Source organism: Ignavibacteria bacterium (assembly GCA_016873775.1).
Lineage (GTDB): Bacteria > Bacteroidota > Ignavibacteria > UBA10030 > F1-140-MAGs086 > JAGXRH01.
The window spans coordinates 1-15,278 of record VGWC01000056.1; the positions used below are offsets into that span (position 1 = coordinate 1).

General features: G+C 40.4%; 15 protein-coding genes. 1 reads left to right on the forward strand and 14 read right to left on the reverse strand.

The window, feature by feature from the left end:
* From FJ218_08215 to FJ218_08255, 9 genes are all read right to left on the reverse strand, one after another.
* Positions 1 to 539, reverse strand: a 539-nt coding sequence (locus FJ218_08215; GenBank protein MBM4166880.1) for an ATP-binding cassette domain-containing protein, incomplete at its 3' end; no start/stop codon positions are given.
* A 144-nt stretch (positions 540 to 683) separates the two neighbouring features.
* Positions 684 to 1,070, reverse strand: coding sequence for a GxxExxY protein (locus tag FJ218_08220; GenBank protein MBM4166881.1), 387 nt, complete (start codon positions 1,068 to 1,070; stop codon positions 684 to 686).
* A gap of 112 nt (positions 1,071 to 1,182) precedes the next feature.
* The gene (locus FJ218_08225; protein ID MBM4166882.1) at positions 1,183 to 3,807 is read right to left on the reverse strand and encodes an LPS-assembly protein LptD; all 2,625 of its coding nucleotides are present in this window, start codon (positions 3,805 to 3,807) and stop codon (positions 1,183 to 1,185) included.
* A 70-nt stretch (positions 3,808 to 3,877) separates the two neighbouring features.
* The gene (locus FJ218_08230) at positions 3,878 to 4,882 is read right to left on the reverse strand and encodes an ROK family protein (protein ID MBM4166883.1); all 1,005 of its coding nucleotides are present in this window, start codon (positions 4,880 to 4,882) and stop codon (positions 3,878 to 3,880) included.
* Positions 4,866 to 6,158 (reverse strand): amidohydrolase family protein, encoded by a 1,293-nt coding sequence (locus FJ218_08235; GenBank protein MBM4166884.1) that lies wholly within the window; start codon positions 6,156 to 6,158, stop codon positions 4,866 to 4,868. The genes FJ218_08230 and FJ218_08235 overlap by 17 nt, the downstream gene beginning before the upstream one ends.
* Positions 6,155 to 6,373: a hypothetical protein gene (locus FJ218_08240; protein ID MBM4166885.1), complete on the reverse strand. Its 219-nt coding sequence runs from the start codon at positions 6,371 to 6,373 to the stop codon at positions 6,155 to 6,157. The genes FJ218_08235 and FJ218_08240 overlap by 4 nt, the downstream gene beginning before the upstream one ends.
* The gene (locus FJ218_08245; GenBank protein ID MBM4166886.1) at positions 6,357 to 6,815 is read right to left on the reverse strand and encodes a type II toxin-antitoxin system VapC family toxin; all 459 of its coding nucleotides are present in this window, start codon (positions 6,813 to 6,815) and stop codon (positions 6,357 to 6,359) included. Before FJ218_08245 ends, FJ218_08240 begins: the two co-directional genes overlap by 17 nt.
* A gap of 27 nt (positions 6,816 to 6,842) precedes the next feature.
* Positions 6,843 to 8,186, reverse strand: coding sequence for a replication-associated recombination protein A (locus FJ218_08250; protein ID MBM4166887.1), 1,344 nt, complete (start codon positions 8,184 to 8,186; stop codon positions 6,843 to 6,845).
* Between the two features lie 48 nt (positions 8,187 to 8,234).
* Positions 8,235 to 8,618: a hypothetical protein gene (locus tag FJ218_08255; protein MBM4166888.1), complete on the reverse strand. Its 384-nt coding sequence runs from the start codon at positions 8,616 to 8,618 to the stop codon at positions 8,235 to 8,237.
* A gap of 103 nt (positions 8,619 to 8,721) precedes the next feature.
* Between FJ218_08255 and FJ218_08260 the strand changes: the two genes are divergently transcribed.
* The gene (locus tag FJ218_08260) at positions 8,722 to 8,901 is read left to right on the forward strand and encodes a hypothetical protein (GenBank protein MBM4166889.1); all 180 of its coding nucleotides are present in this window, start codon (positions 8,722 to 8,724) and stop codon (positions 8,899 to 8,901) included.
* Positions 8,902 to 9,029: 128 nt separating this feature from the next.
* Here FJ218_08260 and FJ218_08265 read toward each other — a convergent pair whose 3' ends face one another.
* From FJ218_08265 to FJ218_08285, 5 genes are all read right to left on the reverse strand, one after another.
* The gene (locus FJ218_08265; protein MBM4166890.1) at positions 9,030 to 9,425 is read right to left on the reverse strand and encodes a DUF4199 domain-containing protein; all 396 of its coding nucleotides are present in this window, start codon (positions 9,423 to 9,425) and stop codon (positions 9,030 to 9,032) included.
* A gap of 74 nt (positions 9,426 to 9,499) precedes the next feature.
* Positions 9,500 to 10,915 carry an AAA family ATPase gene (locus FJ218_08270; protein ID MBM4166891.1) on the reverse strand — a complete coding sequence of 472 codons (1,416 nt, stop codon included), beginning with the start codon at positions 10,913 to 10,915 and terminating at the stop codon, positions 9,500 to 9,502.
* A 106-nt stretch (positions 10,916 to 11,021) separates the two neighbouring features.
* Entirely contained in the window at positions 11,022 to 12,497 is a 1,476-nt protein-coding gene (locus FJ218_08275) for an aminoacyl-histidine dipeptidase (protein ID MBM4166892.1), read from the reverse strand.
* 70 nt (positions 12,498 to 12,567) lie between these two features.
* Positions 12,568 to 13,029, reverse strand: coding sequence for a hypothetical protein (locus FJ218_08280; GenBank protein ID MBM4166893.1), 462 nt, complete (start codon positions 13,027 to 13,029; stop codon positions 12,568 to 12,570).
* Positions 13,030 to 13,207: 178 nt separating this feature from the next.
* The gene (locus FJ218_08285) at positions 13,208 to 15,262 is read right to left on the reverse strand and encodes an oligopeptide transporter, OPT family (protein MBM4166894.1); all 2,055 of its coding nucleotides are present in this window, start codon (positions 15,260 to 15,262) and stop codon (positions 13,208 to 13,210) included.
* Positions 15,263 to 15,278: the final 16 nt, after the last annotated feature.

Below are 15,278 nucleotides of genomic sequence, written 5' to 3' on the forward strand. Positions count from 1 at the left end.
TCTAACAAAAGAACATCGGGTTCTTGCAGCATCAATCTGCACAACGCAACACGTCTTCGCTCGCCGCCGGAAAGCACAGAAACTTTTGTATCTCCATCGGGACAACGCAACGCATCGAGCGCTTGTTCGAGTTTGCTGTCAATATCCCACGCGTTCAAATGTTCGATTTGCTCTTGCAGTTTTCCTTGCTTCTCCAACAGTTTATCGAAATCGGCATCGGGGTCAGAAAACTTTTCGGAAATTTCGTTGTACTCTTTCAGAAGTTTTACAATCGGCGCAACGCCTTCTTCGACAATTTCTTTTACGGTTTTGTTATTGTCGAGCAACGGTTCTTGTGGAAGATAGCCGAACGTAATTCCTTTTTGTGAGTTTATCGTGCCGAGATAATCTTTGTCCTCGCCTGCAATAATGCGAAGGAGCGAACTTTTCCCCGCGCCGTTTAATCCGAGCACGCCGATTTTCGCGCCGTAAAAAAATGAAAGGTAAATGTCTTTTAAAACCTGGCGATTGGGTTTGTGAACTTTCCCAACGCCAACCATCGAAAAAATAATTTCTCTGTCGCTCAATGTAGTTTGTGGTTATGTGGTGAAATATAATTTTAATAGAACACTGATGACACAGATTAAGCGGATTAAAACGGATAATAATCAGTGATTATCAGTTCAATCAGTGTTATCCGTGTTCTATCTCTTAAAATCGTTAGTAAAAATTTTTCTTTTGAATTGTGGAGTCTTTCCAAAATTAAGCAACAAACCGACTTCAATTTCTGTTGCTCTTAAGTAATTGATAAGTTGAAACTCGTGTTCTTCCGCAATATTTTCTGCGGCTTTGAGTTCTATGATTACGCAGTTATTGGCAATCAAATCTGCAACGTAATCACCGACAATGTTATTATTGTAATATACTTTTATCTGTTTCTGTTTTTCAATGTGTAGACCCATTGCACAAAGTTCAATAAACATAGCATTCTCATAAACTTTTTCAAGAAATCCATAGCCAAGCGTATTATAGACTTTGAAAAACGCTTGGAGTATTTTATCGGTGATGTCTTTGTGAAGTAAGTCGCTCATAAAATTTTTGTTTGGAATAGAACACAGATGACACGGATGTTACGGATTTAAACGGATAAAAATTATCAGTGATTATCAGTTCAATCAGTGTTATCCGTGTTCTATAAAAAAATCAATCATAAATTCCTCTCGAACTTCTCGACTTCGTCAACTTCACATCTTGCAATTGAGAATCGAGAATATGAATTTCAAATCGCCAACTGCGGTACAATCCTGTCGGCACCCAACTAAATTCCATCGCCCAGCAATGTAAATTTCTACTGATATTAATGGACGGAACGACAAATTGCTTCGAAACTAAATCATAATTTGCCGACGTAGAGAATTTCCAATTCTGTGTGAGAGAAAAACTTAAACTTCCATTGAGCGAAGAATTTCTTCCATTGATTACTCCACCTTGCTGACTTTGCGAAAAATCCCACGACAAACTTATTGACCAAGGCAAAACCGGTTGTTCTTCGGTTTCAGAAATATTATTTTGCTCATTGTTCGTTTGAGTTGAATCAATTTCTGTTGATGAATTTACTTTTTCTTTCTCAAAGAAACTTTTTATTCGCTCGTTGGAAAGTGAAGTGGAAAGCGAAAACCGAATGTTTGTTAAGTCGCCAAATTTTCCTTCACGTAAATAAAACCTGTTTATCCTATGTGTTGGTTTGGTAGTATTATCGAGTTGATACAAATTATACGAACCGCCGCCGCCAATATTCACAATATCCGCAACGTTTGAATTGTAATTGAAACCGACCTCATTGAAATTCAAACTATCGCGATTGAAATCATATCCAGTACTGAAACTCAAATTGAGCAACTGAATTTTCTTTCCTTTGTCAAGCGTGTCATTTGGATTCGGGATTGTCTTCATTTCAAAATTATTTCCTGCACCGAAACCAAGTGTCATCGAAGCATCGGGCGCTCCCTTTCCGTAAATTTGTTTCGAATGTGTGAACGAAAGCGACGGCGAAAACGTATGACGAAACGCGCTAATGCCAAGCATATTCGGCTGCGTCATTCCGTATAATCTTGTTCCGAGAGAAATTCCGTCTGAAATATTTCCCGTTGTGCGCCATGTTTTTGTTGTATCAAACGTGAGTGAACTATCAAGCGAATCTCTTTTCGGTTGTTCGTTACGTGAATAAGAACGTGATTCGTTGATATTGAAAAAAGGCGACACAGAAAAGTAGCCGAGTTTCGGCGTAAAACTTATACTCGAACTTTGCGACATTGAGCGATTTGTTGTTCTGCTAAATGATTCTGCCGTTTTAAAAGAAATAATTCCGTTGTCGTTAAATTTTATTCCCCCGACTTTCTCAAATGTTTTCGATTGCGAATTTGATGCATTTACGTTGTAATTGTAACCGATGAGTTCGTACCACTTAAAATCAGATGTGGAATTTTTACTTCTAAACGGATACGTAATGGAACGAGAAAATGAAAGTGAAGGAAACGTTGCGCTCAAACTTTTATCTCGAAGATTTTGTGAGCGAGTAATTGCCGCAGAAAAACTATGCGGCGTGTTTTCCCAAAACTTTGAATACGAAGCGCGCGATTCAATTGACTGACGCAAAGCATCATTGTAATTATTCGTCAGCACATAGGAATTACTGCTTGCAAACCGAAAATCAACGTCAACTTTTGATGTCGGGTCAATTTCCTGATGATGATTGATGCCAACGTTGTACGCTTCTTCGCGGGAATAATCTCCATCGGTTTTTTCATTGTACCGATACGAGCGATAATTTCCCGAAAGACCGCCACTGAAAAGATAACGCAACGTATAACGATAATCCGCAGCAAGGGAATAACTTCCCTTCATAAATAAATCGGTTGTAACTTTCGCATCCATATAATCATCAATTGCCCAATAATATCCGAGATGTTGCAAGTATCGTCCGAAACGTCCGTCTTCGCCGTACGCCGGAGCAATTAAACCGGAACGTCGTCCGCTTTTGTTGGGAAAAACTCCGAACGGTAGCGCAAACACCGGAGCATCGGCGATGTAGAGATAAATCGGTTCGGCAACAACTCGATTGCGCGGAACGAGTTTCATCTTCGGAGAATAAAAATAAAAATGCGGCGTGTCGAGATTGCACGTTGTGTAGCGACCATCGGCAACGTAAATGACATCGTTCTTGATGCGTTTTATTTTTTCGCCGTAATAATATCCTGCGTCAATTTGTGTTTCTGCGAGAATGATTCTTCCTTTTTGCGATTTAAAATTGTAGGAAAGTTGTTCACCATAATATTCTTCACCTCCGTCAACAAGTTTTGCTTTCAAACCTTGCCGCTGTTTTTTTTCGTCTTCTGCCGTTTGTTTTTTCTTTTGTTGAGTCGAAGACTCGCCGTGGAGAGAAGTATCATTTTGAATTTCCTGCAAGGTTTCTTTTGCCGTGTCTCCCGTTGCAATCACAAGCGACGAATCCCATTCCATCGAAATATGATGAGCGTTCAAATCCATACTGCGGTATTTCACGTTTCCTTTTTTGTACATCTCCATCGTATTCGATTGCAAAGAAAACGCAATCGAATCGCTTGCAGAATACGTTACAAGTGTATCAATGTCGTTGCTATTTTTTTCTTTGGGAGAAATTTTTGTCGAATCTGTTTTTAGAGAATCAACAGAAGTAGAGAGAGAATCTTTTGTTTGAGAAAAAAGATTTGTCGAAAGTAGAAGTAAGAAAAGAGGAAAGAAAAAAAATCTTCGTGCCTTTGTGTCTTTGTTGTAAAAAGTTTTAAACACATAGACACGAAGACACAAAGTGATTACGTTGTCGAAAAATTTACGCACATCCCAAATCGCACATCTCACATCAGTTTAAAACTAAACTCGCTGCACCTAACATTCCTGCTGTGTTTTCCAACGTTGCGGGAAGAACAGAACACTCGTTTTGATGAGGATGAAGAACATGTGCTCGCATAGATTTTTCCACCGATTCAAGAAGATATGGACCAGCCGCGGCAACTCCACCTCCAAGAATAATTGTTGGAATATCAAGCAAGTTCACTGCAGAAGCAAGCGCAATTCCCAACAGCGATGCGGCTTCCACCATTATCTCGTGAGCAAGAGCATCGCGTCGGTGTGCGGCGTTTGCGACGGTTGAGAGTTCCAGATTTTTCAAATTGCCGTCAACGAGTTCGTACATTGTTTGCCGCGTGAGAATTTCCTGCGGAAGTTTTTCCAATCGTTCACGCACTTTTGTAGAGAGATAACGTTGTCCAATATAACGTTCAACACATCCTTTATTTCCGCAGTTGCACAGAAGCCCGTTGTAATCAATCGAGATATGACCAATTTCTCCGGCTCCGCCTTTTCGTCCGTGATAAATTTTTCCATCCATAATAATTCCGCCTCCGATTCCTGTTCCCCACACGACAAAAATAAAATTCTTTTTTTCTTTACCGCTGCCATATTTTGCTTCTGCGAGCGCCGCAACATTTGCATCATTTTCTACTTTTACAGGGAGTGAATATCGTTTTGCAAATTCTTTCTCTAAATTTATTTCTTCCCAATGCGAAAAATTCGGTGGATATTTTACGGTACCGGTTTCCCATTCTACGATTCCGGGGCATCCGATCCCGATTCCGACTATGTTGGAAAACGACGTATGTTGATCCGTGTATTCTTGCAACAATTCATTGACGCACAACGTTACTTGTTCGAGCACAACATTGGGATTTTCTCCCGCAAATGATTCGTGGCGTGTTTGAAACAGTATTGTTCCTTTGGTATCAATGAGCGCCGCTTTGATAAACGTTCCGCCGATGTCAATTCCGATTGCAAGATTGTCTTTCATAGATTTATTTTTTGATTTCATAATTTCTCCCTTTGTAAATAATACCGTTCTTCATCACAAAAATTATTTTTTCCAATTCTGAAATGTTTTGCAATGGATCTCCCGCAACCGCAATAATATCTGCAAGTTTTCCAACTTCAAGCGAACCAATTTCATTTTCTTTTCCGAGAAGTTTTGCAGCAGAAAGCGTTGCGCATTGAATTGCTTGCATTGGCGACATTCCATTGTTTGCCATCACGGAAAATTCTTTTGCTTGTGTTCCGTGTGGAAAAACTCCCGCATCGGTTCCGAACGCAATGTTGATTCCTGCTTTTATTGCTTTCTGAAAACTCTCTTTCATTTTAGGGGTGATGAATTGCGCCTTTCGTTGAAGTTCTTCGGGAAGGTTTTTTGAACTTCCTTCACTCAATAAATAATCGCCGACATATAACGTAGGAACATAATATGTACCTTTTTCTTTCATCAATCGAATCGCTTCGTCATCAAGTAAACTTCCGTGTTCAATCGAAGCAACACCTGCGCGAATCGCGGCTTTAATTCCTTCTGTTCCGTGTGCATGCGCAGCAACTTTTTTCCCGTGACGCGTTGCTTCGTCAACGCACGCTTTCATTTCTTCAAACGAATATTGCTGTGCGCCAACAGTTTCTTCTTCTGAAAGAACTCCAGCCGTTGCAAGAATTTTTATTTCGTCCGCGCCATATTTAATATTCTCGCGAACTTTTTTTATCACTTCATCAACTCCGTCGGCAATGCCGTTTCGCGTTGTAAATTCTAATAATGGAGAAACGTTGCTTCTGTCTCCGTGTCCTCCAGTAATCGAAAGCGAATGTGTTGCAACAAACATTCGAGGTCCATCAATGTCGCCGTTGTTGATTGCATTACGCAATGCGACATCAACAAATTCGCTACTTCCCAAATCTCTGCACGTTGTAAAACCAGCGAGTAATGTTGCTGTTGCGTATGATGGAGAAAGAATGGCGCGGTCAATCGGCGAACGTTGAAAATTATCTTCCCAATAATTTCCGCGTAGAAACGTGAGGTGGGTATGACAATCAATCAACCCCGGAAGAAGCGTAGCATTTCCCAAGTCAATTACCGTTGCAGTTACAGGAACTACAAGTCTGCTTCCAACGGCGGTAATTGTATTTCCTTCAATGAATATAACAGGGTTTTCGAGCGGATGCTTTCCTGTGCCGTCAATGAGTTTTCCAGCACGAATGGCAATGGTTTGTTGTTCTTGAGAAAAATTTTTCTCAAGGAATAACAATGCGAAGATAATTATGAGAAGGGGTTTCATTTTTCTTTTTTTCTTCGTCGCTTTTTTATTTCCTGAAGAACAGTTTCCATTGAGAGTTCTTTCAAAAGTTCGGAACGTTCTTCTGTGTAGTTACCGCTTCCGATTTCGAATTGCTGTAAAAAACGAGTCATTCCAAGAGGACCTAATGCTTTCGAGAGTGCATCAATTCCTGCTTTTCGCAATGCAATCGGATTTTCTTCAATTGTTGTAGCCATAGTGAACTTCGTTTGTAATAAAAGTAAGTGGATTGAGAACGGTGAAATGTACTATATTTTTTCTTTTGTTTGTTTTACGTTCGAATGCGTCGTCCGTAGTTAAAAGATAACTTGTTCGAGCAGATTCTGCGCAAGCAAGATGGAGAGCATCAAGCAAGGAGAATGAAAATGTTTGTAGTTCTTTAGCGCGTTTCTCGATAAAAGAATTTACGCGAACAAATTCATTCGCCGTTTTCAGTAATCGAGTAACTTTTTGCTTTTTTATTTCATCAGGCATTTGTTCAATTTCAAATTCTATTACTTCGCTGTTGACAATGTTCCAACCAAGCGTTTGTGAACGATGAAGAATTGTCCGAACTGCTTCAGCCTCCATACGAATTCTATCCTGTAATTGATTGTCAAACGGGCGATTCAGGCAACAGACATCAAGATAAATACGCATTGAAAATTTTTTGGAGAATATACAAGTTTACTTTCTCTTTTTCATCCACCAGTTTTTCAACCGCTCTTTTATCGTTTGCTCCTCGCCATTTTCAGTTGGTTCGTAGTAAATTTTATTTTTCAAGTTATCAGGTAAGTATTGCGTTTCGATAAAATTGCCTTCGTAATGATGAGCGTATTTGTAATCTTTTCCGTAGTTGAGTTCTTTCATCAATTTTGTCGGAGCGTTGCGCAAATGCAGAGGAATCGGAAGGTTTTGCAATTTCACAACATCTTCCATTGCATTTTCAATTGCAAAATACGATGCGTTGCTTTTCGGTGATGACGCAAGATAAATTGCCGTTTGCGAAAGAATAATTCTCGCTTCCGGCATTCCTATATAATGAATAGATTGAAAACACGACGTTGCCAAAACTAATGCTTGCGGATTTGCGTTGCCGATATCTTCGCTTGCAAGAATTACCATTCTCCGCGCAATGAATAAAATATCTTCTCCCGCATCCAACATTCGCGCGAGATAATACACCGATGCATCGGGGTCGCTTCCGCGTAAACTTTTTATGAACGCAGAAATCGTGTTGTAATGTTCTTCTCCCGCTTTATCGTACTTCGCATACTTTCGTTGAAATGCTTCTTCAATTATTTTTGCTGAAAGAATTTTTTCTTTGTTTGCGTTTAGTTTTGATAAGCGAACTGCAATTTCCAAGCCGTTCAATAACATTCGCGCATCGCCGGCAGAAAGCAACATCAGCAAATCACGTTCGTCATTTCCCAAAGAAATTTTTTCACGCTTCAAAACTTCATCTTCTCTCAATGCACGTTCAATAATAAAATTGAAATCATCTTTGCCAAGAGATGCGAGAACGTACACGCGACAACGAGAAAGCAACGGCGAGATAACTTCAAACGATGGATTTTCTGTCGTTGCGCCAATCAATGTTACGATTCCTTCTTCAACACAGTGCAACAATGCATCTTGCTGCGCTTTGTTGAAACGATGAATTTCGTCAATGAAGAGAATAGTTCGTTTGTTCAAGCGTTTGCGATTGAGTTCTGCGCGGGAAATAACGTCGCGCACTTCTTTTACTCCGGAAGATACTGCATTGAGTTGAAAAAATTCTGCGGAAATATTATTGGCAAGAATTCGTGCGAGCGTTGTTTTTCCCGTTCCCGGCGGTCCCCAAAAAATCATCGAGGGAATTTCGCCGCTTGCAATTAATAACGAAAGTGGTTTTCCTTCGCCGAGTAAATGTGTTTGTCCGACAAAATTGTCAAGAGTTATGGGGCGTAATCGTTCTGCAAGCGGTGCGTTATGTTTCTGTAACACATGGGTTTTCTTTTGTGGAATGTTGTTGGTAGGAAATAGTTCCATCGGCAGGAAGTCAATGTTTTCGAAGGAGAAAAATCAGAGAATCACTTTTTATTTGCGTCGTTGAATTGCGTTTTTTCCTTCTTTCGTATTCGGAACGAGTATATACACCGTTTCATCTGGTTTTGACATATTAAAATTTTCGCGCGCATATTTTTCAATGAACCACGCATTGTTGTTTTTTAACGCATTGATGGTGTCTCGGTATAATTGCAGTTCAATAGAATTGCGCACATGTTGTTGTTCGAGCGCTTCGTTTTTGTTTTTTAAATCAATATGCGTGAATACGCTTCTACTGCTCAACAGCATTATCAGTAAAAAAAGAAGCGAAACGATAAAAAAGAGTTTTACTTTTTTATTATTCCAGAGATGCTTGAATTTTTTCTGCATCTGCCATTGCGAATTTTTTTTCTGGAGGAATTCCGGTTCTTGCATAGGCGCTTGAGAAAACAGGTTAAATGTAAAAAATCTTTATGAAGAAATCAACGCACAAACAAAGTTTCCCAAAATCCCGATTTATTTCGTCGGAAGTTCATCAATGCGAATCCATTTCGTTTCAATGTTCCATCCATTGTTGGAAGGATTTGTCCACGCAATTGCTACGTTATGTCCGTTTCCAGCAAGCGCGGGACCATTGACGGGACATCCGGGAATTTGCCGTTATCATCGTGAACCATTTGCGGGCTTTTCCGGTTTCCGTTTTCAACAAACAAATTAGGAAAGCGGCTTCCGCTCGCAACATGAGGATTTTCTTTCTGTTTCTGAAACGCAACGATGAGTGCGATAGTAATAACGTAATATGATAGGTGCATAGTGTGTTGTCTCAACCAAATTTATAGTGAAACCTCACGCCGAGTAACGTTGAGGCACATTTGAGAAAGCAATTATTTTCGAAATTTCTTCGTCGGATTTTCCTTCGCTTTTGAGCATTGTTGTTTGCATCGTTTCCACGTCGTTAAAAAAATTCGGATAAAGAACCGCAGTGAACAACAGGGAATTGAAAAATAAAATTACCCCGGCAATGAGCGAAGCGACTGTTCCGGAAATCACTTGTTTACCGTACAAATTTTCTTTTTCCGATTGTTTCAAGCCCCACACGAGAACTCCGATTTCGATAAGTATGACAAGGAAAAACGTACTCGACATTACGGGGTCTTTATACCATCCCGTAATTCCCTGAATAAATATCCACATGGCACAAGCAATGCCGATAACGATTCCGGTTTTAAGTGTTGAGTTCATAAGTTAGCTTGATTTTGTAATGTATGGGTGATTAAATTTTTCGCGCACAAAACTACTGAAAACAAATTGGAACTTCAAACTTCAATTTTTCCATTCTTCACTCGCTCAAAAAAATTCACAATTCGCTCATCCACAATTATATCTTGCGGACGAATCGGGCGTTGCAAGAATATTCCGTTTAATGTTCTGCAACGACTTAACGCAACATACAACTGTCCGTGAGCAAATGCCCCGTAACCCAAATCAATCAATACGTTATCAAGTGTTTTGCCTTGGCTTTTGTGAATTGTTGTCGCCCACGCAAGCGTAAGCGGATATTGCGTAAATCGTCCGCGCACTTCTTCCACAATTTTTTGTTCTTCCTCATCGAAACGATAACTCATATTCTCCCACGAAACCGGTTTTATTTCAACTTTTTTCGTTTCACCGTTTTCAAAAATTTCCACTTCGATTGTTTCTTCGTCAAGTTCAGAAATTTTTCCCAGCGTTCCGTTCACCCAGCGAAACTCTGAATTATCATTTCGCGTGAACATTACTTGCGCGCCTTTTTTCAAACGCAATTCGTGTGGCGATGGAAATCGCGTTTTATCCAATTCAAACTCTCCTGCGATTGTTGCTTCATACAAAAATTCTTTTGTCGAAAGTTGTTTGAGTTTCATTGCGTTGCGATTATCTGCTACAGCATTGGTCGCAGTAAGTGTAATAAAATTTTCGGTTGCCGGTTTTTGATGCCGTTGATTGATATGAAGAAATGTTTCTTCATCAATATTCCCATGGCGAAGTTTATTGAGAATTTTTAAAAGCACATTATCAGATTGATGACGAAAGAAATGCGTGAGTTCAAAATGACGAAGCGAAATTTGTTTCACGCATTGCGCGCTAAAAAAATATTGAGTATCCCATTGCGTAGAAAAAAGAAACTGTTCATCATCACGCACCACGGGAGGAAGTTGAAACAAATCGCCGATGAAAATAATTTGCACACCGCCGAAAGGAAGCGTTCCGTTACGCGCATTCAGTCGAAGAAATTTATCCATCGCATCGAGCAAATCCGCGCGCAACATCGAAACTTCGTCAATGACAAGAGTATCAAGATGCTGATACAATTCGCGGCGATACGAGCGTTTGATTTGAGAAAAATCTATAAGTCCTGTTTTAAAACGAAAGAAAGAGTGTATCGTTTTTCCTCCCGCATTGAGTGCCGCAATTCCCGTCGGCGCAACAACCGCGACGTTTTTCTTTGTCGTGTTGCGGAAGTATCGCAGCAATGTAGATTTTCCAGTTCCCGCATTTCCCGTGATGAAAAGATGTTCGTTCGTATTTTCCATCACATCGAGCGCGGAACGAAATTCTTCGGTGAGTTCAATATCCGTTTGTTCGAAATGCGTTAAACGAACATCTTCAATTCTTTCTTCCCGCTTTTTGTAGAAAGCGTAGGGAGAAATTGGTTCGTTGACTTTGCTGATTGATTTATTTTTCTTTTTCGTCATTACATTTTAAAAAGAAAGACGTTACACTTTTGTATAACGTCTAATTTCTTTCTCACGCAAAGACGCAAAAAAAATTTCTTTGCATCTTCGCGACTTTGCGTGAGATTTAATTCACATTCTTCAAAATCACCAACAAAAATCTCCAAAACTTATCTACCGTATCAATATAAATTTTTTCATCTGGTGAGTGAACGCCTTCGAGCGTAGGACCGAACGAAACCATATCCATTCCGGGAAAACGCTCGCCGATAATTCCACATTCCAATCCCGCATGAATTGCTTTTACTGCCGGCTCTTTTCCATAGAGTTTTTTGTATGTTTCTTTTGCAGTTTTCAAAATCGGTGAACCCATATTCGGTTTCCATCCGGGATAACCGTCGCTGTGTTGTACGCTCGCACCGCCGAGAAGAAAAATATGTTCGACCGTATCGCATATTTCGAATATTTCCGACGCAACCGAACTACGCTGACTTGTTGCAATCACAACAGATTTATCGTTCGTTACTATCGAAGCAACGTTGGTTGATGTTTCCACAAGCCATGAAATTTCCGCACTCATTTTTGTTACGCCGTGTGGAAGAGAAGAAATCGTGCGCAACAAATTTCTCTGCGCCGCAGATTTCAAAACTCTCCATTGAATTTTCTTTTTTCCTTTCACTTGTGATTGTTCAATTTCAGATACAGAAATTTTCAAATCCGGCTCGACTGATGAAAGTTCCGCTTTTATTATTGTATTCATTTCATTCACAATACCTTTTACATCGCTTCCTGATTTTTTCGGGACAAGAATTGTTGCTGTACATTCGCGCGGAATCGCGTTGCGTTTATCACCGCCTTTTATTGAAGAAAGACGCGCTCCAAATTCAGAAAGTTTCAGAAGAACACGATTGATTATTTTAACCGCATTGCCGCGACCTTTATCAATTTCCAAACCGGAATGTCCGCCGCGTAAACCCTTTACCTCCAGCAAAAACGGAACAAACGTATGCGGAACTTTTTCCCAAATAATTTTCCACATTCCCGTTGTATCTTTTCCTCCGCTACAACCAACATAAACCGCGCCTTCTTCTTCGCTGTCGAGGTTCATCATTGTTTTACTTTGCACAAATCCTTTTTGTAAATTCGCCGCGCCGGTAAGTCCAGTTTCTTCGTCAACGGTGAAAAGAAGTTCGAGCGCGGGATGTTCAAGTGATGTATCTTCGGCAATTGCCAGCATTGTAGCAACAGCGATTCCATTATCCGCGCCAAGTGTTGTGCCATTTGCCATCAGCACGTTTCCTTTCACGACGAGTTCAATAGGGTCTTTCATAAAGTCGTGAACTTTGTCGGAATTTTTTTCGCACACCATATCGAGATGTCCTTGCAAGCAAATACTTTTCTGTTTTTCTTTTCCTTTCGATGCCGGTTTTAGAACAACAACATTCATAAACTTGTCTTGCTTTGCTTTCAGTCCAAGTTTTTTTGCCGTGTCAAGAATGTATTGAGAAATGCGTTCTTCGTGCTTCGACGGACGCGGAACGTTTGCAATTTCAGAAAAATATTTCCAAACGAGTTGTGGTTGTAATGATGGGGGAAGTGACATAGTAATTAACTGCTTGATGTATAAAAAACGGCACAAAACTACTGAAAACAAAAAGCAGGTGCAAGTGCAATTAAAACTTATTCCATAGATAACCAACTTGAATTCCTATCGCAATCCCAAACACTGATTTCTGTAAATTGAAATTTGAAAACAAATTTATTCCCATTCCAAAAAACGGAAACGGCGTAAAATACGCTTGCAAATCTATTGGAATTCCTATCGTAGAAATTTTATTTGGTTCGTATTGAGGATAATCTTTCTGCTTTCCTCGAAGAATTCCATTCACAAACCCAATTCCCGAACTTGCAGAGACCATTCCCCAACGCGAGCGTTCAACTTTCCCATACAAGAAGGAGTATTCGGAAATATATTCGTAAGGTTTTGGATTTGATTCGCTAAAGAGTACAAATTCTTCTATTCGATGATACGAAAAGCCATAAAGAGTGTTATCCTTTTGATAATAACCGCTTATTACTCCAGCAATTCCTCCGGTTCCTCCGGTTCCTCCTCCACCGATGTTACCATAATCCATCCGTATTCATCCAAATTACGATTCTCAACAACTGAATCTTTTTCGCTTTTCCCAATTATTGGAATAGATAAAAGCAAAACGAAAAATATAGTTTTGAGTTTTAATAACATTGTCATTGTATAAAAGGCGTTACACTTTTTTTGTATAACGCCTTTGTAATTTTCTTTGCAAAGAAGATTTATTTCTTCCGCGCCGTCATAAATAAATAAAGTCCCATCGCCGCAAAAAATGCAACGCCCAACAATTCAAAGCCGGAAGCGCCGAGAACTGCTGTAATTCCGTGTTCCATATTGATGGATTCAAGCGCGTGAAATACTTCATCGTTCACAGAAAGCAACGCAACAATTACTCCAGCAAGCGCACCGCCCGCTACAAGTCCTGTCGCAAATAAACTTCCTTTTCCTAATTCGGCATCTTCTGCTTCTTCGCCTTTTCTCTTTGCAACCCAATCTGCAATTCCTTTTATTGCGCCGCCGGCAAAAATCGGAAGCGTAGTGGAAAGAGGAAGATACGCGCCCACTGCAAACGATAATGCTTTCACGCCGCATAGTTCCATTGTGATTGCTAGAAAAACTCCAACTAAAACAAATTGCCAATCGAGATTAAACGAGAGTAATCCCTTTATCAATGTTGCCATCAATGTTCCTTGCGGTGCGGGAAATTTATCACTGCCAATTGCGTGTGTAATTCCTTGTGCGACCATATCCGGTGTTGGATTATCAAGAACTTGTATGGTGAGCCCAATTACAATGGAAGAAACAACCGCGCCGATAAATAAACTCAATTGTTGATACTTCGGCGTTGCTCCAACAATATAACCTGTTTTCAAATCCTGCGATGTCGCACCGGCGTTTGCGGCTGCTATACATATCATGCCACCGACAACAAGCGCCATCGGTTCGAAAAATTTTCCTGTCCAACCGACTGCGATGAAAATCAAACTCGTTCCCATCAAAGTTGCAATCGTCATTCCTGAAATTGGATTCGATGAGGAACCAATAATTCCGACGATGCGGCTTGAAACAGTAACGAAGAAAAATCCAAACACGACAACAAGAACACCTATCAACAATTTATTGATAATAGAATCGCCGGGTATTTGTGGAAGAAATGCCATCAACAAAACCAATCCGATACTTCCGCCGATTACCGTCATAAACGAAAGGTCGTTTTCCGTTCGAACAACTGCCACGCCGGATTTTTTTTCTTTCAACGATGCAACGCTTTCTTTAAAAGAAGAAACAATGGTCGGAAGAGTTTTCATCAACGTAATAAACCCACCAGCCGCAACTGCTCCCGCGCCAATTTGACGAACATACGCGCGATACACAGCAACAGCAGTATTGGAAAACGATTGTGTTTCCGGGTCCCACGTTCCCGGTCCGCCTTTCGTTGCTAAATCTTTTAAGTACCCTAATTTAATAAGTTGCGATGCTATTGTTTCTGCAGGAACAAGCGAAGCAAGCAACGGAATTAAACCGCACCACGCAAGAACGCCGCCGGCAACTAAAACTCCGGCAATTTTGGGGCCGATAATATAACCAACGCCTAAATATTCGGGCGTAATTTCTCCGTTGATTGTTGCGGAAGGAAAATATTTATTCGTTTGTCGCGTAACCCACGCAGGAGTTTCTGCAATCACGTGGAAAACTTTTTGGAGCGTTGCATACACAAGAGCAACACCAACGCCGATATATGCTGTTCGAGCAAAATCGCCGCCTTTTTCTCCGGCAATAAGAACAGAAGCACACGCAGTTCCTTCGGGATACGGAAGCGTTGCGTGTTCATTCACAATCAACGAGCGACGCAGCGGAATCATCATCATTGTTCCAAGCAATCCCCCGAACATTGCAAGCGTAAATATTGTCCAGTAATTGAAATATTCTGTTCCCACACCTTGTCCGTTATCTTGAATCGAAAGAAAAAGAAATCCCGGAAGCGTGAAAACAACTCCCGCTGCTATTGATTCACCTGCAGAACCTGCTGTTTGAATAATATTGTTTTCGAGGATTGTTGTCTTCAATAATTTTCTTCCGATGGAAATTGCAAGAACTGCAATTGGAATCGAAGCGGAAACGGTGAGTCCCGCTTTCAAAGCAAGATACACTGTTGCGGCGCCAAAGAGAATTCCGAAGAATGCTCCCATCAGGATCGATTTCATTGTAAATTCCGGCATTAATTGATTTGCAGGAACGAACGGTTGAAACGTTGTTGATTTATTTTGTTCAGCCATAATTATTTTTTGTTAT

Excerpts from the sequence above, each read along its gene's own strand:
- FJ218_08220 (MBM4166881.1), bottom strand. The coding sequence starts at position 1,070 with ATGAGCGACTTACTTCACAAAGACATCACCGATAAAATACTCCAAGCG.
- FJ218_08230 (MBM4166883.1), bottom strand. The coding sequence starts at position 4,882 with ATGAAATCAAAAAATAAATCTATGAAAGACAATCTTGCAATCGGAATT.
- FJ218_08235 (MBM4166884.1), bottom strand. The coding sequence starts at position 6,158 with ATGAAACCCCTTCTCATAATTATCTTCGCATTGTTATTCCTTGAGAAA.
- FJ218_08240 (MBM4166885.1), bottom strand. The coding sequence starts at position 6,373 with ATGGCTACAACAATTGAAGAAAATCCGATTGCATTGCGAAAAGCAGGA.
- FJ218_08245 (MBM4166886.1), bottom strand. The coding sequence starts at position 6,815 with ATGCGTATTTATCTTGATGTCTGTTGCCTGAATCGCCCGTTTGACAAT.
- FJ218_08250 (MBM4166887.1), bottom strand. The coding sequence starts at position 8,186 with ATGGAACTATTTCCTACCAACAACATTCCACAAAAGAAAACCCATGTG.
- FJ218_08255 (MBM4166888.1), bottom strand. The coding sequence starts at position 8,618 with ATGCAAGAACCGGAATTCCTCCAGAAAAAAAATTCGCAATGGCAGATG.
- FJ218_08260 (MBM4166889.1), top strand. The coding sequence starts at position 8,722 with ATGCGAATCCATTTCGTTTCAATGTTCCATCCATTGTTGGAAGGATTT.
- FJ218_08265 (MBM4166890.1), bottom strand. The coding sequence starts at position 9,425 with ATGAACTCAACACTTAAAACCGGAATCGTTATCGGCATTGCTTGTGCC.
- FJ218_08270 (MBM4166891.1), bottom strand. The coding sequence starts at position 10,915 with ATGACGAAAAAGAAAAATAAATCAATCAGCAAAGTCAACGAACCAATT.
- FJ218_08275 (MBM4166892.1), bottom strand. The coding sequence starts at position 12,497 with ATGTCACTTCCCCCATCATTACAACCACAACTCGTTTGGAAATATTTT.
- FJ218_08280 (MBM4166893.1), bottom strand. The coding sequence starts at position 13,029 with ATGGATTATGGTAACATCGGTGGAGGAGGAACCGGAGGAACCGGAGGA.
- FJ218_08285 (MBM4166894.1), bottom strand. The coding sequence starts at position 15,262 with ATGGCTGAACAAAATAAATCAACAACGTTTCAACCGTTCGTTCCTGCA.